The following is a 19,686-nucleotide window of genomic DNA, read 5'->3' as shown; positions in this document are numbered from 1 at the left end:
ATGTTTTAATTTTTTACTAAGTACATGACAAAAATTGGAAGATATTGAACTCAGGAGTATAACTATCATTAAGAAAGCATTTTGTAATAAAGTCGAGACCTGTTTTAAAGATTGTTTTTGCTTTTCTACCGTGTTTTTTAATTTTAATCGGTTTGATATTTTGATGGATATGAATACCCACTTTGTAAACCCAGACAAAAGCAACCATAATCAACAAGACGAGTTTTTCAATTCTTTTGATATCTGAAAGGTGTGTTTTTTCAATATCGAAACCGCTTGATTTCATGGCTTTAAAGGTCATTTCTATTTGCCATCGTTGTTTATAGTAATCATCAGCCTTTTCCGGTTTGGTAAATGATACCAGAATTAGATATTCTCCGTTATGTAATTTGCTTCCGGACAAATAGCACAACTGTCCGTTTACTTCTACAATGTTGGGGTAATATACAAACTCATTTATCCTGAATGCATTGAATAACCAAAATGCCTTAATGGTTTTATTCTTTCTGGGAACAAAAACTTTAAAATTATTTCTGATACGAATATAATAGTGCAGGTTATTATTGTTAAGATACTTAAGCCATTTTTCACCAACAAATTCCCGGTCTGCAACAATACATTCTATCGTACCTTTTCCAAAAAGGTTGATGTATCGTTCAATCAGGTTTATCCTTTCCTGCGAATTGGAATTACCCCGTTTTTTTAACATACTGAACAATAATGGAAAGGCTACTCCCTGATACACTATGCCAAGCATAAAGATGTTTATGTCTGTTTTGCCAAACTTCCAATTGGTTCTGTCAATAGAAAGTGTTAATCGTTCTTTGTGGGGCAATAAACTGAAAATTAATTTTGCGATTAAATCAGAATCAAGAGAATAGGATGAGATAAATCGTTGGATACGGCGCAAGGAAGAACTTTCTTCTGCCTGAGTATCAAATCCCCTTGCCAGGCTCTCAAAATGAACAGTCCTTACTTTTGTTAAAGCAATAATGAATAATGATATGAATTTTATCCGGGCTAAATTCAGCCTGCCTTCAAAATGTTCCTTTAAAACTGAAACTAAATGACTATCTTTACTGCTGACATTGGTATTCTTCATCTGACAAATACTTGGTAAATATTCGTCTAAGATACTGAATACCAATGTTTTATCCAAACTTTTTAAGGGTTATTTTGCTGATTATCAGTGATTTATTTTTTGTCATGTACTAAGAATTTTTTATTAAATGTTCAGTTTAATTCTATTTGCTGCCTTCCGTTTGGCTTCATCCACAATTTTAGTGTAAATCTGTGTTGTTTTCAGGCTTTTATGGCCTAACATTTTGGAAACAGTGTAGATATCCGTACCATTAAAAAGTTGCAGCGTGGCAAACGTATGCCGGAAACTGTGAAAAGTGATATTTTTAGTTATGCCGGCTGCACCAATCCATTGAAACAGGTGCTTATTATTGTAGGCCGAATATTTCAATCCATCAAATACATGTTTGTCCTGAGGCATGTCTTTTGGGTTTTTTTCCCCCTGTGTTAAGCTGTATGCCTGTTCCGAAATCGGTAAATACTCTATGCCTTTCGTTTTCTTTTGGCTAAAATTCAAAAAATAGCCTTGCCCCTTGATGTATTCCAACTCACTCCAAATCATTTTTTGGATATCTGAAAACCGTAATCCGGTAAGAGCTGAAAAGAGAGCAGCACGTTTCAGTAATTCATCGTTACAGGGGGTTTTTACGAGACTGTTTAATTCATCAATCGTTAAGTATTCTCTTCTTGTTTCGGCTGCTTTTATTGGGCTTATTCTGGTATTCAGGTCTGTTTGTAAGATTCCGTCTTTGTAGGCTTGTTTTAAGGCGGCTTTTACCTTATTAAAGTATGAAACAGCTGAATTTTGAGAAAGTTTTGTTTTATTGCTTCTGCGGCTCCTTGCCGTGAGTAAATACTCTTTGAACTCATTAATTATTCTTTCATTGAGGTCGGCAAACCTTAATTCTCCGTTTGTGAACTCATCAAGATAATGAAGGGCGGATATCCAGTTGTCGTGGTTCGATGTTTTTCGTTTGTCGGCTAGTTTTTTAAAATATTCGACAAAATTTTGCTCGCCCAGTTCCTTTCGCTTCAATTGTTCTTTCTCATATTGGCTGTAAATTTCGGGTTTGTTTAAATCGTTTTCGCGTTTTTGCCTTATACTTCTGGCTATTCTCAGTGTATCAGTATTGTGCTGTTTGTCGATGGGGTTCTTGGGCTTTTCAAATATGTAAAGCCCCAAAAACTCTCTGCGGGTTGGTTTACCGGTTTTAGGGTGGGGGATAGCTGGCCAAAAGTCAAGATATAGGCTTTTGCGTTTTTTGGAAATGCTTTTTTCTCTTAATGTTACTTTGATTGCCATGCCCTTTTTGTTTTATGATTTTTTTTATTGTCTGATTTAAAAATTTGGTCGATAAGTGGTTTCGGAACATAAGCATACCAGCCTTTTTTTATTTTTGGAATGTGGTTCCGTTTGATGATGTCATACAATGCTTTATCTGAAATGCCGTATTTTTCCTGAACTTCAGAAATGGTATAACAATCTGAAATATCAAATTGACCGGCTTCCCTCCATGTGCTTAAGTCTTTTTTTTGTTGTTCTGGTATTGATTCCCGGATATCTGTATCGGGTAATTCCGTAAATAAAGCATCAAGATCCACCCGCCTTATAATGGTCTTCTTTTCAAGAATGTTGGTGGCTTTCAATTTTCCGGAATTGATGAGTTTATAAACGTTCTGTCGGGAACAATTAATTAATTGAGATACTTCTGTGACAGTTAAAAACTCTTTGGCTTTCAGTTCTTCAATGGGTTTGTTTTTTGTCTTTTTGGTCTCGATATTTGACTTTTGTACTTTTTCGGCTCGTTTTTTTTCTTTGTTTGCCCTGCTTGCGCACCGATGAGAACAGTATTTGGTCACCGTGGTACGGGCCGTAAATTCTTTTCCGCAATACTGGCAGATGCGTTGTACTTTGATATTGCTACTCATTTTTGTACCTAATTTTTGGTTTATTCGCCCGAATAGTGTTTAAATTTGTATTAAAGTGTTCCATTTTGTAAACTTTGTAAACCATTCGGGGTACAAAATTGTCTCATAAAAAATCCAATTCAAGTATTGGTACAACAAAGGTACAAATTTGTACCTTACATCGCAAAATAACACAAAATAGTTATCAACATTGTTCATTAAAAAAAGGCCTTGAAATCAAGGCCTATCGTGGGTTTGGTTGGATTTGGTATCGGTTTTCTTTGTCAACGTTACTTCCCGATACAAAACTGGCTGAAAATATTTCCCAGGATTTCGTCTGTGGTTACTTCGCCGGTAATGGTTCCCAAATGATACAGGGCCTGGCGCAGGTCGATGGCGATCAGATCAGCCGGAAGGTTGGTGTTAAATCCTTGTTTTACCGCCTGAATGGCCTCCTGGGTGCGAACCAGTGCTTCGTAATGCCGTGAATTGCTGACCAGAATGTTTTCGTCAAAACGGTCGTTTTTTACATGATTGACCAGTGTTTCGGCCAAAAGATGGATGTTTTCTTTTCGTTTGGCCGATACGAAAACCGTTTCCAGTTCAAGCAATTCTTTTAAATGGCCGGGAACTTCTTCCAGCTGATCAATTTTATTGGCTACCAGAATAAAATGTTTGTCTTTATGATGGATATACGATTTATATTCTTCCAGTAGTTTTTCCATGTTTTTTTTGTTCATGTTGCTGATGTCGCAGACATAAAGGATCAGGCGTGCCTGTTCAATTTTATCTTTGGTTTTTTCAATGCCCATTTTTTCCACCAGGTCATCCGACGGGCGGAGTCCGGCCGTATCAATAAAACGGAAAGAATATCCTTCTAAAGTGATGGTATCTTCTATGGCATCGCGGGTAGTGCCCGGAATATCCGAAACCAGGGCTTTTTCTTCATTTAAGATGGCATTGAGCAGGGTCGATTTTCCTACGTTGGGTTTTCCGATAATGGCCACCGGGATTCCTTTTTTCAGAACATTACCCATTTTAAACGATTCGATAAGCCGCGAAAGCTCGGCTTGCATTTCGTTGAGCAGGGCCATAAAGTCCCGGCGATCGGCAAACTCCACATCTTCTTCGCTGAAATCCAGCTCCAGTTCCAGCAAGGAAGCGAAATGCACCAATTGTTTCCTTAAGGCGCGGATCTTTTCCGAAAAGCCTCCCCGCATTTGCTGCATGGCCAGCTGGTGGGCTGCTTTTGATTCGGAAGCGATCAGGTCGGCCACGGCTTCGGCCTGGGTCAAATCCATTTTTCCGTTCATAAAAGCCCGCAGGGTGAATTCTCCGGGCCGTGCCAGTCGCGCTCCGGCCTGAAGAAGAGCCTGTAAAAGGGCTTGCTGGATATAAAGGGAACCGTGACAGGAAATTTCAACGGCATCTTCTCCGGTGTAAGAATGGGGGGCTTTAAAGTAACTCAGTAAAACTTCGTCCAGTATTTTGTTGTCTGCAACGATTTCTCCGAAATATAACCGGTGGCTTTGGATATTCCCGATCCGGATGTTTTTATTTGCCGGACGGAAACACCGGAAAGCGGTTTCAAGACTGTTTTTTCCTGAGATTCTGATCATTGCTATGGCTCCGGAACCTGCAGGAGTGGCAATGGCTGCGATGGTGTCTTGATTATAATTGTTTGATAATGAGTTGTTCATGATAAAAATCGAAATTATTTATAAAAAACAAAAATAAGCAAGTTAGTTGAAAAGTTTAAACAAAACATATTACCTTTGGCACTTCTAAAAAAAATTTGGATACAAAAATTTGTTAAAATGAGCATTTTAGTCAATAACGATTCGAAAGTTCTCGTTCAGGGTTTCACCGGGGGCGAAGGCACTTTTCATGCCTCACAAATGATTGAGTATGGAACCAATGTAGTAGGAGGGGTTACTCCCGGAAAAGGCGGACAGCAACATCTGGGAAAACCGGTGTTTAATACGGTAAAAGAAGCGGTTGATGAAACCGGCGCCGATGTTTCGGTTATCTTTGTTCCGCCGCCGTTTGCTGCCGATGCCATTATGGAAGCAGCCGAAGCCGGTGTAAAAGTGATTATCTGTATCACCGAAGGTATTCCTACCGAAGATATGGTGAAAGTAAAAGAATATTTAAAAGATAAAGACAGCCGGCTGGTAGGTCCTAACTGTCCTGGTGTTATTACGCCCGGCGAAGCCAAAGTGGGAATCATGCCCGGATTTATTCATTCAAAAGGTAAAGTAGGAATTGTTTCCCGCTCAGGAACCCTTACCTATGAAGCCGTTGATCAGCTGACAAAAGCCGGATTGGGACAAACCACAGCCATCGGAATTGGCGGTGACCCGATTATCGGAACCACAACCAAAGAAGCCGTTGAATTGTTTATGAACGATCTGGAAACCAAAGGGATTGTGATGATCGGCGAAATCGGCGGAAACATGGAAGCCGAAGCGGCTTACTATATTAAAGAAAACGGTACTAAACCGGTGGTAAGTTTTATTGCCGGGGCAACAGCGCCTAAAGGACGTACCATGGGACACGCCGGTGCTATTATCGGTGGAAAAGCAGATACAGCAGAAGCCAAAAAAGCCATCTTGCGTGAATGCGGTGTGCATGTAGTGGATTCTCCTGCCGAAATTGGAAATAAAATGCTCGAACTTCTTGGAGCATAATTTTTTATCATTTGTAGGTTGAAAGAGGTTATTTGATCATCAAATAACCTCTTTTTTTTGTCGCCATGTCCGGATGGCCTCTTTAAGAAAACCGATGTCTTGCTTTTGTATCATCCATTCGGTTAGCGGAGTGTGGGTTTGTTTGCGGAAAACAATGGCCTGGTAAACAACACTGGCTAGGTAGTTAACGGATGCCGTAATGGCGGCTCCCGTGTATCCGAATGGGGGAATCAGTAAAAAAGCAAAGCTGACGGTGAAGAGAAGGCCGATGCTGTTGGCTTTTAAATTGACTTTAGGCTGCCCGATCCCGGAAAAATAATGACTGAAAATGGTGTTGGCTGCCAAAGCCAGTACGCCCGGACTGAGAAAAAACACAATGGTTTTTATTTCTGAAAACGAACGGCTGAAAACCAGTTGATATACCGGCCGGGGAATGATCCAAAGAATGAATAAGGCCAAAAAGGTTAAAACCAGTGTGAATTTCATCAGCCGGATGCTCAGCTGCCGGGCATATTCCCCATCGCGGCTGTTTGAAATGGCACTGTACTGCACCAGCGAGATGCTTTGTCCGATCAACCGCAATCCTTCGGTTAGTTGTACGCCTGCACTGTAAATTCCAAGCGGTGAGAGTCCCGAAAAAATGCGTAAGACATAAAAGCCCAGCCGTTTGTTCCCGATGTGCAGGGTAACGGCCAGCTGGGTGGGCAATCCGTAACGGATCAGGTCGCGAAACGTTTTTAAAGGCGCTTTAAAAGCAAAGCGCTGTACCTTTTGAAGAACAAAAAACAACGACAGGAAGCCGCCGGTTAGCCACGATGCAAAAAGCGCCGTAACATAAGCCGGTATTCCCTGCTGATGCATAAAGATTAAAGCTACAGAAAACCAGACAAGAAAAACCGTGATTTGAATGGTGAAAAGCAGATTATACAGGGAAATCCGTTTTTGCCCGATGAGCAAATTGTAATGAACCTGCATTAAACTGTTGATAATGACCAGGACAAGGATTTCGGTGTAATAACCTTCCGGAACGATCAGATGGAAAAAATCCGGAAAGAGCCATTCGAATCCGTACCCCGCAGCACCAAATAAAGCGGTTATTAGCAAAACCCACAGGTAAGCGCCAAAAAGAAGGGATGAAACCGGGCTGCGCGAAGTAAAATAAATGAGGGAACCACCGGCAATAAGACCGGTAAACAGTTGTATGACCGTAATATCAAGAACAATAAGACTGATAATGCCAAATCCTTTGCTGCCGACAAAATGGGTTACCAGCAGCAGAATGATCAGGTTGAAAATCGCGTTAATGATTCGAGAACCGGTGGTATGTAAAATATTCCTGAAAATCATGTCCGGAAGCAAAAATAAACCATTCCCCACATAAATTTAACATTATTTAGAGTTTGGTAAGGAATATTTGCAAATTATTTGCGTTTTTTTGAATATGAAAAGCGGGAGTCAAACAAAAAGGAATGACGAGTTTGGCAAGGATTTTGCAATTTTTTGTTTGACTTACGATGAAAAGTATATCTTTGCAACCTAATTTATAATTAATTTAAATAATAAGTTTATGAAAAAATGGATGACAAAAGCGCTCCTGATCTTTGCAGGCGTAGGAGTATTGGCTTTTATGGAAGGTTGTTATCCCGACAATACGCTGACCGTTAGTCAAACGGACGTAGTGGTGACGGGTTACAATGATTCTGTTGATTTTCAGAGTCTTCACACATATTATATGCCGGATACTATTTTCGTACGGCGGGAAGACACAACAGATCAAACTCCGGTAGCCAATCAACAAGCTTACCTCGATGAAATTGCCAAACAGATGTCCGAAATGGGTTACCAACGCTTTACTTTAGCGGATACGGTGAATGGACAGATGCCTGATGTGGAATTGATTGTTTCGGCTCTTGAAAAAACGTATGTTGTAGGGGGCTGGTATTATCCTTATTATCCAGGATGGAGTCCTTGGTTCCCGGGTTGGGGCTGGTATTATCCACCTTATTATTATCCGTCTATTCCGTGGTATTCTGAGTACAAAACCGGTACACTTCTCGTAGAAATGGTGAATAAAGAAGATTATGATGTTGTTCAGGGAGATACGGTTTCCCGTGTTTACTGGAACGGTGCTTTGAACGGAATTTTGGAAGGAAGTAATATTGAAACCCGTACACTTGACGGGATTGACCAGATGTTTAAACAATCTCCGGAAATTAAAACTTCTTCAAAGTAATCATTGAAACAGGAAAAAGATGAAAAAGATAAAAACAATCATAATCAGCGCCGTATTTATGCTTACAGGAATGACAGCCTTTGCGCAGGGCGGCGGTATTTGGAATTTTCAATATGACATGGGTTTCGGTATGGGAAATACCCAGGATTTTATTAGTTCTCCCAGTTTTCGTGGGGCGAGCATCGAAGGCCGGTGGTTTGTTGCCGATAAAATTACCGTTGGTGGCCGTTGGGGCTGGCAGACCTTTTATGAAGATTATGGCGAAGTAACCCGGACCCAGGGAACGTATACGATTACCGGATACAATAAACGGTATATTAACGCCATGCCTTTGCTGGCTACCGTTCATTACTATTTTACCCACTCCAAAATCTATTCCTACATTGGTCTCGGTGTCGGAACGTATTATTTGGATATTCGCGACCAGATGGGAATTTATTACGTCTCAGACAGAACGTGGCGGTTTGGATTGTCTCCTGATTTGGGAGTAGTGATCCCGATTGGTCATAATGTGGGAGTAACCGCTAACTTCCGTTATAACTTTGCTGCGAAAACACAAGATGAAGATTCCCAGTCGTGGCTTGGCCTGGGGATTGGCTTTAGTTATACTTTTTAATAATAATCACCCGTTTGTACAGAACGCCGGCCTTTGTGCCGGCGTTTTTTGTTTGGGGTTGTCTGCGCTGCAAAATGTTTTATTTTTGAATCCGGAATAAATCGACACCATGAAACTTTCCGTTATCATTGTTAACTATAATGTGAAATATTTTCTGGAGCAATGTCTTACTTCGGTAAAAAAGGCTTTGGAAAAGTTAGACGGTGAAGTTTTTGTGGTGGACAATAATTCCGTGGATGGCTCTGTCGAGATGGTCCGGGCAAAATTTCCGGAAGTGCGGCTGATCGTCAACCGGGAAAACCTGGGATTTGCCAAAGCCAACAATCAGGCGATGAAACAGGCCCGGGGAGAATATCTTCTCCTTTTAAATCCGGATACGGTGGTCGAAGATGATACCTTTGAAAAAACGGTGGCTTTTATGGACGAGCACCCGGATGCCGGCGGACTGGGAGTGAAGATGGTGGATGGAACCGGTCGTTTTCTTCCGGAGTCGAAACGCGGATTTCCCACTCCGTTGACCGCTTTTTATAAAATATTTGGCTTGTCGGCTCTTTTCCCGCATTCAAAACGCTTTTCGCAGTATCATCTGGGCTATCTGGATGAAAATGAGATTCATCCGGTGGATGTGCTGGCGGGCGCTTTTATGCTTTTACGGAAAAGTGTGATTGAAGAAATTGGCGGCCTGGATGAAGATTTTTTCATGTATGGCGAAGATATCGACCTTTCTTACCGTATAAAACAGGCCGGTTATACCAATTATTATTTCCCCGAAACGCGCATCATTCATTACAAAGGCGAGAGTACCAAAAAAAGCAGCGTGAATTATGTGCTGGTTTTTTACCGGGCCATGGTGATTTTTGCAAGGAAACATTTGTCGGCAAAACAGGCGGGCGTTTTTACTTTTCTGATTCATATTGCCATCTATTTCAGGGCTTTTCTGGCCTTGTTGTCCCGTTTCTTTCGGCGGATATGGCTGCCGTTACTCGATCTTTCTCTGCTTTCGACCGGCGTTTTTCTCATGAAATGGTTCTGGGAAAAGAATATTGTTTATATGCATGGCGGCCATTACCCTTTGTTTTATATCCATTTTGTCCTGCCAACGTATATTTTTATTTGGATTTTGTCGGTATTTGTAAGCGGAGGATATGACCGGCCGTACCGGATGAAGCCGGTGGTTACCGGGATGCTCTCCGGAACCGTACTTATTTTGATCCTTTATGCGCTTTTGCCGGATGATCTGCGTTTTTCGCGCGGCCAGATCTTGGCGGATGCTTTCTGGGGAACGGCTTCCCTTTCGCTCTTGCGGTTTTTGCTTTATGTTTTGAAAGTGCCGGGGTTCTCTTTGGGAAAACAGCCGAACAGAAGGTTCTTGGTGATTGGCGATGAAGAAGAAGCCCGGCGTGTGGCCGCGATCCTGAAAGAGTCGTATGGCTCTCCCGGTTTCGTTGGGTTGATCTCTCCCGATGAAAAGACAGTAAAACCTCAGGGATTTATTGGAAATATGGCGCAGGTGAAAGATATCATTACCATTTTTGCCATTGATGAGGTCATTTTTTGCTCTAAAAATATTTCTCATCAGACCATTATCGATAAAATGACCCTTTGGAAATCGGAGCAGGTTGATTTTAAAATTGCTCCGGAAGACAGCCTTTCCATCATCGGAAGTAAGTCTATCAATACCCGGGATGAGTTGTATACGGTGGATATCCATTCGGTGGACAAGCCGGTGAATAAACGGATAAAACGTTTGTTCGATTGCGTTATGGCGGTCATCCTTTTGGTATTGTATCCTGTAGCGGTTTGGTTTGTGGAAAACCCGGGTGGATTTCTGATGAATATCTTCCGTGTGCTGGCCGGTTCCCGGACGTGGGTAGGCTATGCGCCGGTTGAAAAAAATACGGTACACCTGCCGGAAATAAAACCGGGGGTTCTGTCTCTGGCTGACGGATTAAAAGACGGGGAGTCTGTCGATGAGGAGACAAAACAGAAATTAAATGTTTTGTATGCCCGTGATTACAAAATGATAAAGGATTTTAATTTGGTGTTTGCTGCTTTCAGGAAGCTGGGAAGAAGACGGTAAGCCGGCAAGTACGTAAAACGGAAGGTCATGGGAAAAATAGGAAAAGCCATAAAAGCAGTGGGAGCCATTGCCCGGAATCCGTGGCTGTTGAACCATGTTTTGGCAGATGACGAGGTCTGGCAAAACTATTTACATAAGAAAGGATATCCGCAAAATGGTTTGCCGGTGGTCGAACCGGACACGTTATTTCCTGATTTTCAGGAAACCTTGTCGGTTTTTGCTTTTCTCGACGGGGGCTCTTTGCCTACCGATTTGGCTTTGTTGAAGTTGTTCGCCCGGCGTTTCCCGGCATGTCATTATTTCGAAATTGGTACCTGGCGTGGCGAGAGTGTAGCCAATGTGGCCGATGTAGCTGCTGCATGTACCACCTTGAATTTGCCAAAAGAAACATTACTCAAAAAAGGATTCTCCGAAAAACATGCCGCTTTGCAGGGGTTTTTCTCCCGTGAAAAAAGCAATATAACCCATCTTGAAGGCGATTCTCTTTCGTTTGATTTTGCTGGGTTGGGCCGGAAATATGATTTGATTTTTATTGATGGAGATCATCATTTCGAATCGGTAAAAAATGATACGCAGCAGGTTTTTGCGCATTTGGTTCACGATAAAAGCGTGGTGGTATGGCACGATTATGCCCGGAATCCTGAAGAAATGCGTCCCGAAGTATTTGCTGCTTTGTGGGAAGGAACACCAAAAGAAAAGCGGCATCGTCTTGTACATGTCGCGCATACCCTTTGTGCGGTTTATCTGCCCGAAAAGGTGGAAACTCATCCCTTGGAATCTCCTGTGATTCCCCGTTTGCGCTTTAAGCTGAATATTGAAACACACAAAATTTAGTTTGTATTTGTATTAGATTGTAAAACAGTTGTTTGTGTGGTGTTTTGTTGATGTTTTAATGCGTGAATTCCCCAGGATTTAATCCGTTTTCAGTTTCCTGAAAAGAATTGTTATGTCCTTGTCCTGAATATGTTATTTTTGTAGCTGGAATTATGGGTAGAATTTTAGCAATAGATTACGGACAAAAACGTACCGGACTGGCCGTTACGGATGAGCTTCAGCTGATTGCCAACGGACTGGAAACCGTGGCCACGAAAGACATCTGGAAATATCTCTCTGATTACTTAAAGCGTGAGAAGGTGGATGTGATTGTGGTGGGCGAACCCCGCGACATGAAAAACCGTCCGTCGGATGCCAGCCGGTTTGTGGAACCTTTTGTCCGGAAGCTGAGAAAGACGTATCCCGAGATGAAAATTGAACGTTATGATGAACGGTTCACTTCCAAAATGGCTTTTCAGGCCATGATTGACAGTGGGCTGGGAAAGAAAAAAAGACAAAACAAAGCCTTGGTGGATACCATTAGTGCTACCCTGATTCTGCAGTCGTATCTTGAATCTGTAAAATTTTAAAAATTATGATGTTACCCATCACAGCATATGGCCATCCTGTTCTGAAAAAGAAAGGAGAAGAGATCGATAAGAATTATCCGGAACTGGATAAACTTATCGAAGATATGTTTGAAACCATGTACGAATCGAACGGCGTGGGGCTGGCGGCTCCGCAAATTAATCGCTCCATTCGTCTGTTTATTGTGGATGCTTCTCCTTTTGCTGAAGAGTATCCTGAAGCACAGGATTTTAAAAAAGTATTTATTAATGCTCAGCTGGTAAGAGAAGAAGGGGACGAATGGGAATTTGAAGAAGGATGCCTGAGTGTGCCCGGTATCAATGAGTATGTCTCGCGAAAACCGGTCATTTACCTGAGCTATTATGATGAGAATTTTGAGTTTCACGAAGAAGAGAAATTTGACGGAATAAAAGCCCGGATTATTCAGCATGAGTACGATCATACCGACGGGATTTTGTTTGTGGACCGGCTTCCGGCGTTTAAGAAATTATTGCTGAAACGAAAACTGAGTGATATCAGTGTGGGGAAACATGGGGCCAAATACAAAATGATTTACCCGAAAAAAAGGGTTAAGAAATAGTTTTAGCGGGAAGATAGAAGCGGGAAGACCGAAGTTGGGAGCGGGAAGACGGAAGCTTGAAGAGGAAAGTGTGAGACGGTTAATTCAGATTAGGATTCACCGGGAATTTGGCCCACAACCGGTAATCGCTGCCCAGTTTGCGGGTTAGCTTTTTCCATAAAATACGCGGGTCTGTTTTGAAGATAACATCCGATGTAGCCGTGACCACGGCCCATGAGTTTCTTTTTAATTCATCATCCATCTGATGGGCTCCCCAGCCGGCATATCCGATAAAAAAGCGGCTGTTTTCGCTGTTTAATTTTTTTAATTGAGAGAGTTCAATCACGTCGTCCATGCTTCCGCCCCAAAACAACCCCTTGCTTACTTCTATCGAGTCGTTGATTTCGTCTCCCAGGGTGTGGATAAAAAACAACCGGTTGGGTTCTACCGGGCCACCGATATAAAGTGGTGCATCCAGTTCCGGAAATTCTTCCGTTACTTCGCTGATCTTTTTGTTTGTGGGTTTGTTTAAAACCAGGCCAAATGAGCCTTCATCGTTGTGTTCAGCAAGCAAAATAACCGAGCGGCCAAAGTAATAATCACCCATAAAGGGCTCTGACAACAGCAAACGCCCCTTTGCCGGTTTTAAATGATTGGGTTTTATTTGTACCAGTCGGTCAATTTTCATTTTTCCTGATATTCTTTTAATTTTACACTTTTATTTAATCAAAAAACATACCAAATATTTTGCAACCATCCGATAATCATTCGAAGTTTATAGCCTTACGCAAGGCCTTTCCGTACTTTGTATTCCAAAGTTACTCCATTTTTCGGACAAAAACAAGTTTGCGGCTTGTTTTTTCGTTTGATCTGGCCGGGAAAGTGCAGTTTTATCCGGAACTGGATATCCCTTTGCGTTCGTTTTATTCTGTCCGTCAGATGCCTGATGAAGTATTGGAAAATCTGGCTTTTCAGATTGGCATGACAGAACTGGTAAGTTATTGGAAAGCGGCTTGCCCGCCGGTGATTAAAATTCGTGCCGGCCGTTTGGATGCAGAACAAACGGCCTGGTGGAAGAAACTGTACTTTCACGGCCTGGGTGAATTTTTTTATCTTAACGGAATACAGGTTCAGGAAGAAGACTTTGTGCAGATCTTGTCTGAAGGGGAACCGGTAAAACCGGTGAAGACAGTTTTGGATGACAAAAAAGTGCTGGTTCCGATTGGCGGAGGAAAAGATTCTATCGTGACCCTGGAACTACTGAAAAAGGGCTCTTTTGAGTTGTTTCCGTTTTTGTTGAATCCGCGTGCGGCCAGTTTGTGTACCATTGAGATTGCCGGATTTACTCCGGAAGAATCGGTTATCGTCCATCGAAAATTGGATCCGGCTTTGCTGAAACTGAATGAAGAAGGGTTTCTGAACGGCCATACTCCTTTTTCGGCCCTGCTGGCTTTTGTTTCGTCACTTACTGCTCTGCTGTCAGGAAGCCGGTACATCGCTCTTTCCAACGAAAGCAGTGCCAATCAGAGTACGGTTCCCGGATCAAAGATTAACCATCAGTATTCCAAGTCGTTTGAGTTTGAAAATGATTTTAACCGCTATCTGAAAAAATACATCCATCCCGATTTGCATTATTTTAGTTTTTTACGGCCGGTCAACGAATTGCAGATTGCCGCTTTGTTCTCTAAATTTCCGCAACATCACATGAGTTTCCGGAGTTGTAATGTGGGAAGTAAAACCGATAGCTGGTGCGGTAACTGTCCCAAATGCTTGTTTACTTTTATCATTCTGTCTCCATTTTTGCCGGCAGAAAAGCTCCGGAAAATTTTTGGAAAAGATATGCTGGACGACAGGGCATTACAACCGCTCATGGACGAGCTGAACGGCACGGCTGCTGTAAAACCGTTTGAATGTGTGGGCACGCCCTCTGAAGTTAATGCTGCCCTGGGGCAGGCTGTGGATACCGGAAAGGTTCAGCCCGGGAAAGCATTGGTAGCTTCTTCTCTTACAAAGAATCCGCTTTCTGCAAAAGCCGATTTTCCGGCTTTGCTTCATGCCTGGAATCCTGACCATCAATTACCGCCGGCCTTTTTAAAAATAATCCAAAAAGCAGTTGATGATGTTGCCGTTTGAAGATGTTTTTTCTCCCGTTCGATCGGTGCTGATCCTGGGCTTCGGCAGAGAAGGTCAGTCCACCTACCGTTTTTTGCAGCGGTATTATCCGCATTGCCGGATTGGTGTGGCGGATAAAAATCCGGATGCGGTTGCCGGAGAATTACCGGTGACGTGCCATTTGGGAGAGGAATATTTGAATGCTTTGTCTGGTTATGATTTGATTATGAAATCGCCGGGTATCCGGTTGGAAAAGGTGGATGAGAAACTTCGTGAAAAGATCACTTCACAAACCGACCTGTTTTTGCAGGCTTATGGCAGGAAAACCATCGGGGTAACCGGAACCAAAGGGAAAAGTACGACGGTAAGCCTGATCCATCATTTGTTGCAAAAAACAGGATTTCGCTCTGTTCTGATGGGGAATATCGGTCTTCCGGCCTTTGATTTTATTGACCGGATAGAACAGGCTGATCAGCTGGTTTATGAACTTTCGGCACATCAGCTACAGGATGTACATGCCAGCCCGCATATTGCTGTTTTGCTGAATATTTACCCGGAACACCTTGATTATTTCGGGGATTTTGAAAAATACAAAGCGGCAAAGCAGAACATCTTTCGTTTTCAGCAAGCCGGTGATAAAGCAGTGTGTGGCGAAAAACCGGAAGGTGCTTCGTTTTTTTGTGACGAGATACGGGGTACCGATCTGCAAAAAATTCAGGAGAAAGATCTGCTGCGTCAGACCGGATTAAAAGGACAGCATAATTTGAAAAATATTCTGGTGGCTTTTAAAGTATTGCAGTATCTTGATGTGGATGAAAGCCGGTTGTCCGGGGCTTTGGCGGGTTTTAAAGGATTGCCGCACCGGATGGAATATGTGGGAAATTTTGGTGGAATAGATTTTTATAACGACAGCATTTCTACGGTTCCGGAGTCGGCTATGGCAGCCGTGCAAAGTATTCCGGAAACTGATACCCTTATTTTGGGCGGGTACGATCGCGGGGTGGATTATCGACAGCTTATCCGTTTCTTGTCGCAATCGGCGGTGCAAAATTTCTTTTTTATCGGGCAGGCCGGAGAACGGATGTTTCAGATGTTTTTAGCACAAAAACCAACAGATAAAAATTTGATTCCGGTAGAGAATCTGCAAGAAGTCTTTGTAAAATTAAGATCCTTAAAGGCTGTTTCGTGTTGTTTGCTTTCGCCCGCCGCTGCCAGCTATGACCAATTTCATAATTTTGAGCACCGGGGCGATCTTTTTAAAAAGGAAGCCAGACGATTTTCTCCTAAAAAATAAACGGGGCTTTTGCCCCGTTTATCGTGATTATTATTATTTGGATTCCTTTTTTTCTTCTGTAACGGCTTCCTCTTTTTTGGCTTTGGCCGTTGTTTTTTTGGTAGTGGTTTTCTTGGTTGTCGTTTTTTTAGCTGTTGTCTTTTTGGTTGTCGTCTTTTTTGTGGTGGTTTTCTTGGCTTTAGGAGCTTCTTCGCTTACTTCAGCTTTTTTTTCGGGAGTGGTTTTTGCCTGAGCCGGTTTTACATATTTATTTTTTCTTTTCTTTTTAGGTCTTAATCGTCCATACGAGCCATTTACAATCTTTCCTCTTTTTGTTTTTTTGTCACCTTTTCCCATAATATTATTGTTTTAATATAAATGAATGATTATAATTCTATTAAGAGCCGTAAAATTATTAAAAAATCGGAAGCCGTCAAAACGAAGTCGTTCTTTTTCTGTTTTGTAAGAACTCTTTCTCGAAAAGATCAGCATGTTTAATGGTTCGTTTGGCCCATTCAATTTTAATATCCAACTTCTCTTCTTCCGGAATTTGCCAGGGGATATCCGATTTTCTTAACTTTTCGGTGAGGGTGAAAAGGACAAGCGCTGCCGAAACGGAAATGTTGTAACTTTCGGTAAAACCGTACATCGGAATCCGGAGATATTCATCAGCTTGTTCAATGGCTATGGGGGAGAGCCCTTTGAGTTCTGTTCCAAAAACCAGGGCAATCTTTCCGTCAAGGGATATTTCGTCTAAGGTTTGATCGTTTTTGTGAGGCGTGGTAGCCACAATGCGATATCCAGCTTTCCGCAGTGCCTCATAAGCCACCGGTGTATTGTTTTCCGCCTGATTATATTTCTTTAAATCAAGCCATTTGGATGATCCCATCGCCACCTCCGGATTAACCTGATAGGTGTTTCGGTTTTCGATGATGTGAATGTCCTGAACACCGGTAAGGTCAGCGCTGCGTAAAACAGCGCTGGCATTGTGGGGCTGGTAAATGTCTTCCAAAACCACAGTAATATGTCTTGTCCGGTATTGAATAACCCGGTCGAAAAGCTTTTTGCGATTTTCGGTTAAATACTCACATAAATATTGATAAAAATCTTTTTTAGTCTGATAATCCATAGGCTATAAATCTTTCTTCGGATACATGTAATTCCACCATTGGGGCTGATCTTTTAAATATTTAGCCAGCCAGGCAAAAATGGTTTTTTGCCACAAAATCCGTTTGTTGTATTCGATAATATGGTGGTTTTGTCCTTCGATCTCAACCAATTCAACCGGCCGTCCGAGAAGTTTCAAGGCGGTATAAAGCTGAATGCTCTCGCCGGTAGGTACATTGGTGTCGGCGGTGCCGTGTAACAGCAACATCGGCGTATGGATTTTATTGGCCAAAAACAGCGGACTGTGATCCACATAAAGTTTCTTGTTATTCCACGGAAAACTGTTGGCCGAAGCTACCGAACTGTATAAATAGCCCCAGTATCCCTGGCCCCAGTAAGAGGTGATGTCACTGATTCCGGCATGGGCAATGGCGGTGGTGAAAATGTCGGTTTGGGTTTGTAACCACATGGTCATGTATCCACCATAGGAAGCACCAAGACAGGCTACCGCTTTGGGATTTACCTGTGGATGGGCCTGAATAAACTTTTTAGTACCTTCGATAATGTCTTTGGCATTTTGTTTTCCCCATCCGTTTACATGAATAGCAGAAAAATCCTGGCCATAGCCGGTGGCTCCGCTGGGTTGCAGGTCGTAAACAATGTAACCCATAGCAGCAAACAGGTTTTTCGGATAACGGCCGCCAAAATCTCTTGATGTGGGCACAGTTCCGCCGTAATAGTAAACCAGCAACGGATATTTTTTCTGCGGATCGTAATTGGGTGGATAATAAATGCGTCCTTCTATGGTTGTTCCTTTATCATTTTTAAAATTCCAGTCTTCGGTTTTTCCAAATTGTACCCGGGCAAAAAAGTTCTTTTCCGGATCGGCAATTTTTTGCTGCTGACTGTTTTCCAGATTGTAAACCCAACCCGTGGTGGGGTACGAAATGTTGCTGCCGCAGTAACTAACTACCGGTGCTTTCCGGGCAAAACTTACCCGCGTAATTACATCGGTTTTTACCGGAAGGGCATGAAAAGTCTGGTTAGCCGGATTGTATTTCCATAAATTCACATAAGTCCGGTCCTGACTGAGAAAATAAATTTGTCCGTCTGTCAGATTCCACCAGGCTTGTTCAATGGAAGGATTGTAATTTTTGGTAATGGGTTTCACCTTTTTGGTGGCTATTGTATAGATGTAGGCCTGAATGTCGAAATCATTGGGGATTTTGGCTTTTTTCAAATGAATTCCGGCTCCGTGAAACATGGCTGCACTTCCGGTGACCAGTAGCTTTTTCCCATCGGGTGAATAGACTGCTGTTCCGCCAAAATGGGCATTCCAGATGGTGTCCACTTTCCGGGTTTTCAAATTCATTTGCATCATGATTTGACGGGTGTAAGGCCTTTGGGTATAATCCGGAAAACTTTCAGAGAACAGAATGTGGCTTCCGTCCGGTGAAATATCCTGCAGGTTTTGAGTGAGATATCCGTGGGTAAGCGGACAAGTACTGTGATCTGCCAGACGGAAAAGGTATAATTGTGTCCGTTGGCGGTACCAGGGCCAGCGGTCGGGCATTCCTTCCAGTTTAAAAACCCCCGATTTGTTTTTCGTGTATTTTTCGCGTATGGAGTAAATAATGAAATTGCCATTGGGACTCCAGGTATACTGGGTAAATTTTTCAGGCGTTTTCATTAACAGCTTTTCCTTGTGGGTCGTAAGATCGTAAATTTTTAATGCCGATACGGGGCCGTCTTTGGTCAGGTAGGAAATCTGTTGTTTCCCGGGAACCCAGGCGGCCTGTTTCAGGTTGCTGTGTTGGGATGAAAAGAGAACTTTTCCGGTAGAAATGTTTTTGATCTCAAACCATTTTTCGGTTTCGCCTTTCGGCGGATAGGTTTCCGAATACCGCAACATGATGAGCGTGCCGTCATCGTTTAAACTTACCGAAGTGAGTTTTTGTCCCAGCAACAGGTGGTCAATGTCCATAAATTGTTTGTCGGAAAGAGAAAGGGATAAAGAAGAAACCGGATAGCTTTTTTTGGGAAGTAATGATATTTTTACCGGCATTGTTTTTTCTCCTTTTTTGGCCAGCCATTTTATGGCTACAAGATATTTTCCGGGTTCAAGAGTAAGTGTAGTGCTCTGAAAATCTGCTTTTTTCTGAAACTGATACTGGGAAAGTTTCTTTTCTTTTTTTATGAAGATTTCAAAAGGCTGCGGACTTTTCGCTTTCAGGGTGAGTTTTACGAAACGGTTGGCCCGAAGGTAAAATGCCTGACGGTAAATGGCGTATGGCGTTTTGAAATTTGCCGGAAAAACCGCATCGGAGCTTTCGGCTTGCCACTTGACCGGTTTTTTCCCGTCAAACAAAAAGACTTTTCCGTTTACCGGATCGGTTACTTCTTTTTGGTTGTATTTTAATAAATCGACCGGTTGAAATATTTTGCCTTCGAGATTGGGCTGGCCCGGAAAAGCAGGCATCTGTACGGTTTGTGGTCCTGCAATGAGAAAACGGGTTACCGAAAGGCTTTGTGTGGTCGTATCCTGGCTGTATACTTTCCATACGAAAAGGAAAAAAATCACGAAAAGAAATAAGCTGTTTTTTTTCATTTTATCGGGAGTTTTTAAA

At 42.4% G+C, this 19,686-nt stretch carries 18 protein-coding genes; 9 read left to right on the top strand and 9 right to left on the bottom strand.

All coding sequences use genetic code 11. The features are described from left to right. Positions 1 to 16: 16 nt before the first annotated feature. The 4 genes from LA303_RS08835 to mnmE form a co-directional block, all read right to left on the bottom strand. Positions 17 to 1,102: an IS4 family transposase gene (locus LA303_RS08835; protein WP_240524782.1), complete on the bottom strand. Its 1,086-nt coding sequence runs from the start codon at positions 1,100 to 1,102 to the stop codon at positions 17 to 19. A gap of 123 nt (positions 1,103 to 1,225) precedes the next feature. Continuing rightward, positions 1,226 to 2,383 (bottom strand): tyrosine-type recombinase/integrase, encoded by a 1,158-nt coding sequence (locus tag LA303_RS08830; RefSeq protein WP_240524913.1) that lies wholly within the window; start codon positions 2,381 to 2,383, stop codon positions 1,226 to 1,228. Continuing rightward, a complete protein-coding gene (locus LA303_RS08825) occupies positions 2,368 to 3,009 on the bottom strand; it encodes a helix-turn-helix domain-containing protein (RefSeq protein ID WP_240524912.1) in 642 nt (213 codons plus the stop codon). The genes LA303_RS08830 and LA303_RS08825 overlap by 16 nt, the downstream gene beginning before the upstream one ends. A 269-nt stretch (positions 3,010 to 3,278) precedes the next feature. Then, positions 3,279 to 4,688 carry a tRNA uridine-5-carboxymethylaminomethyl(34) synthesis GTPase MnmE gene (mnmE, locus tag LA303_RS08820; RefSeq protein WP_240524911.1) on the bottom strand — a complete coding sequence of 470 codons (1,410 nt, stop codon included), beginning with the start codon at positions 4,686 to 4,688 and terminating at the stop codon, positions 3,279 to 3,281. Between the two features lie 117 nt (positions 4,689 to 4,805). Here mnmE and sucD point away from each other — a divergent pair, with 117 nt between their 5' ends. Continuing rightward, positions 4,806 to 5,678, top strand: a complete 873-nt coding sequence (gene sucD, locus LA303_RS08815) for a succinate--CoA ligase subunit alpha (RefSeq protein WP_240524910.1) — start codon at positions 4,806 to 4,808, stop codon at positions 5,676 to 5,678. Positions 5,679 to 5,717: 39 nt separating this feature from the next. Here sucD and LA303_RS08810 read toward each other — a convergent pair whose 3' ends face one another. Then, positions 5,718 to 7,055 (bottom strand): oligosaccharide flippase family protein, encoded by a 1,338-nt coding sequence (locus LA303_RS08810; protein ID WP_240524909.1) that lies wholly within the window; start codon positions 7,053 to 7,055, stop codon positions 5,718 to 5,720. A 190-nt stretch (positions 7,056 to 7,245) separates the two neighbouring features. Here LA303_RS08810 and LA303_RS08805 point away from each other — a divergent pair, with 190 nt between their 5' ends. The 6 genes from LA303_RS08805 (at position 7,246) to def (ending at position 12,588) form a co-directional block, all read left to right on the top strand. Continuing rightward, positions 7,246 to 7,911: a DUF4136 domain-containing protein gene (locus LA303_RS08805; protein WP_240524908.1), complete on the top strand. Its 666-nt coding sequence runs from the start codon at positions 7,246 to 7,248 to the stop codon at positions 7,909 to 7,911. A 19-nt stretch (positions 7,912 to 7,930) separates the two neighbouring features. Then, complete coding sequence (locus LA303_RS08800; protein WP_240524907.1) at positions 7,931 to 8,527, top strand: hypothetical protein; 597 nt, start codon at positions 7,931 to 7,933, stop codon at positions 8,525 to 8,527. 109 nt (positions 8,528 to 8,636) lie between these two features. Continuing rightward, complete coding sequence (locus LA303_RS08795) at positions 8,637 to 10,607, top strand: glycosyltransferase family 2 protein (RefSeq protein WP_240524906.1); 1,971 nt, start codon at positions 8,637 to 8,639, stop codon at positions 10,605 to 10,607. A 27-nt stretch (positions 10,608 to 10,634) separates the two neighbouring features. Continuing rightward, positions 10,635 to 11,441: a class I SAM-dependent methyltransferase gene (locus LA303_RS08790; RefSeq protein ID WP_240524905.1), complete on the top strand. Its 807-nt coding sequence runs from the start codon at positions 10,635 to 10,637 to the stop codon at positions 11,439 to 11,441. Positions 11,442 to 11,593: 152 nt separating this feature from the next. Then, a complete protein-coding gene (gene ruvX, locus LA303_RS08785; RefSeq protein WP_240524904.1) occupies positions 11,594 to 12,010 on the top strand; it encodes a Holliday junction resolvase RuvX in 417 nt (138 codons plus the stop codon). 5 nt (positions 12,011 to 12,015) lie between these two features. Next, complete coding sequence (gene def, locus LA303_RS08780; protein WP_240524903.1) at positions 12,016 to 12,588, top strand: peptide deformylase; 573 nt, start codon at positions 12,016 to 12,018, stop codon at positions 12,586 to 12,588. 79 nt (positions 12,589 to 12,667) lie between these two features. On the opposite strand, the gene LA303_RS08775 is transcribed toward def, so the two are convergent. Then, on the bottom strand, positions 12,668 to 13,255 hold the full coding sequence (locus LA303_RS08775; RefSeq protein WP_240524902.1) for a YqgE/AlgH family protein: 588 nt from the start codon (positions 13,253 to 13,255) through the stop codon (positions 12,668 to 12,670). 158 nt (positions 13,256 to 13,413) lie between these two features. Here LA303_RS08775 and LA303_RS08770 point away from each other — a divergent pair, with 158 nt between their 5' ends. Together LA303_RS08770 and murD are read left to right on the top strand one after the other, a co-directional pair. Next, entirely contained in the window at positions 13,414 to 14,700 is a 1,287-nt protein-coding gene (locus LA303_RS08770) for a hypothetical protein (RefSeq protein WP_240524901.1), read from the top strand. Further along, positions 14,684 to 15,973: a UDP-N-acetylmuramoyl-L-alanine--D-glutamate ligase gene (murD, locus tag LA303_RS08765; RefSeq protein ID WP_240524900.1), complete on the top strand. Its 1,290-nt coding sequence runs from the start codon at positions 14,684 to 14,686 to the stop codon at positions 15,971 to 15,973. The genes LA303_RS08770 and murD overlap by 17 nt, the downstream gene beginning before the upstream one ends. 33 nt (positions 15,974 to 16,006) lie before the next feature. Here the strand turns inward: murD and LA303_RS13490 are convergent, their stop codons facing one another. The 3 genes from LA303_RS13490 to LA303_RS08750 all read right to left on the bottom strand — a co-directional run bounded on the left by LA303_RS13490 (position 16,007) and on the right by LA303_RS08750 (position 19,667). Continuing rightward, complete coding sequence (locus LA303_RS13490; RefSeq protein WP_262901466.1) at positions 16,007 to 16,309, bottom strand: 30S ribosomal protein THX; 303 nt, start codon at positions 16,307 to 16,309, stop codon at positions 16,007 to 16,009. Positions 16,310 to 16,385: 76 nt separating this feature from the next. Then, on the bottom strand, positions 16,386 to 17,081 hold the full coding sequence (locus LA303_RS08755; protein ID WP_240524899.1) for a TrmH family RNA methyltransferase: 696 nt from the start codon (positions 17,079 to 17,081) through the stop codon (positions 16,386 to 16,388). Between the two features lie 3 nt (positions 17,082 to 17,084). Next, positions 17,085 to 19,667 (bottom strand): S9 family peptidase, encoded by a 2,583-nt coding sequence (locus LA303_RS08750; protein ID WP_240524898.1) that lies wholly within the window; start codon positions 19,665 to 19,667, stop codon positions 17,085 to 17,087. Positions 19,668 to 19,686 lie beyond the last annotated feature (19 nt).

Origin of the sequence: Candidatus Sulfidibacterium hydrothermale (assembly GCF_020149915.1) — a bacterium.
Classification (GTDB): domain Bacteria; phylum Bacteroidota; class Bacteroidia; order Bacteroidales; family F082; genus Sulfidibacterium; species Sulfidibacterium hydrothermale.
This window is presented reverse-complemented; position numbering and strand designations above follow the sequence as displayed.

What these genes read in the sequence shown, in the direction of transcription:
- LA303_RS08775 (WP_240524902.1), bottom strand. Translation starts at nt 13,255, where the DNA reads ATGAAAATTGACCGACTGGTACAAATAAAACCCAATCATTTAAAACCG.
- ruvX (WP_240524904.1), top strand. Translation starts at nt 11,594, where the DNA reads ATGGGTAGAATTTTAGCAATAGATTACGGACAAAAACGTACCGGACTG.
- LA303_RS13490 (WP_262901466.1), bottom strand. Translation starts at nt 16,309, where the DNA reads ATGGGAAAAGGTGACAAAAAAACAAAAAGAGGAAAGATTGTAAATGGC.
- LA303_RS08835 (WP_240524782.1), bottom strand. Translation starts at nt 1,102, where the DNA reads ATGAAGAATACCAATGTCAGCAGTAAAGATAGTCATTTAGTTTCAGTT.
- def (WP_240524903.1), top strand. Translation starts at nt 12,016, where the DNA reads ATGATGTTACCCATCACAGCATATGGCCATCCTGTTCTGAAAAAGAAA.
- LA303_RS08805 (WP_240524908.1), top strand. Translation starts at nt 7,246, where the DNA reads ATGAAAAAATGGATGACAAAAGCGCTCCTGATCTTTGCAGGCGTAGGA.
- LA303_RS08795 (WP_240524906.1), top strand. Translation starts at nt 8,637, where the DNA reads ATGAAACTTTCCGTTATCATTGTTAACTATAATGTGAAATATTTTCTG.
- LA303_RS08830 (WP_240524913.1), bottom strand. Translation starts at nt 2,383, where the DNA reads ATGGCAATCAAAGTAACATTAAGAGAAAAAAGCATTTCCAAAAAACGC.
- LA303_RS08790 (WP_240524905.1), top strand. Translation starts at nt 10,635, where the DNA reads ATGGGAAAAATAGGAAAAGCCATAAAAGCAGTGGGAGCCATTGCCCGG.
- mnmE (WP_240524911.1), bottom strand. Translation starts at nt 4,688, where the DNA reads ATGAACAACTCATTATCAAACAATTATAATCAAGACACCATCGCAGCC.
- LA303_RS08800 (WP_240524907.1), top strand. Translation starts at nt 7,931, where the DNA reads ATGAAAAAGATAAAAACAATCATAATCAGCGCCGTATTTATGCTTACA.
- LA303_RS08755 (WP_240524899.1), bottom strand. Translation starts at nt 17,081, where the DNA reads ATGGATTATCAGACTAAAAAAGATTTTTATCAATATTTATGTGAGTAT.
- sucD (WP_240524910.1), top strand. Translation starts at nt 4,806, where the DNA reads ATGAGCATTTTAGTCAATAACGATTCGAAAGTTCTCGTTCAGGGTTTC.
- LA303_RS08750 (WP_240524898.1), bottom strand. Translation starts at nt 19,667, where the DNA reads ATGAAAAAAAACAGCTTATTTCTTTTCGTGATTTTTTTCCTTTTCGTA.
- LA303_RS08825 (WP_240524912.1), bottom strand. Translation starts at nt 3,009, where the DNA reads ATGAGTAGCAATATCAAAGTACAACGCATCTGCCAGTATTGCGGAAAA.
- murD (WP_240524900.1), top strand. Translation starts at nt 14,684, where the DNA reads ATGATGTTGCCGTTTGAAGATGTTTTTTCTCCCGTTCGATCGGTGCTG.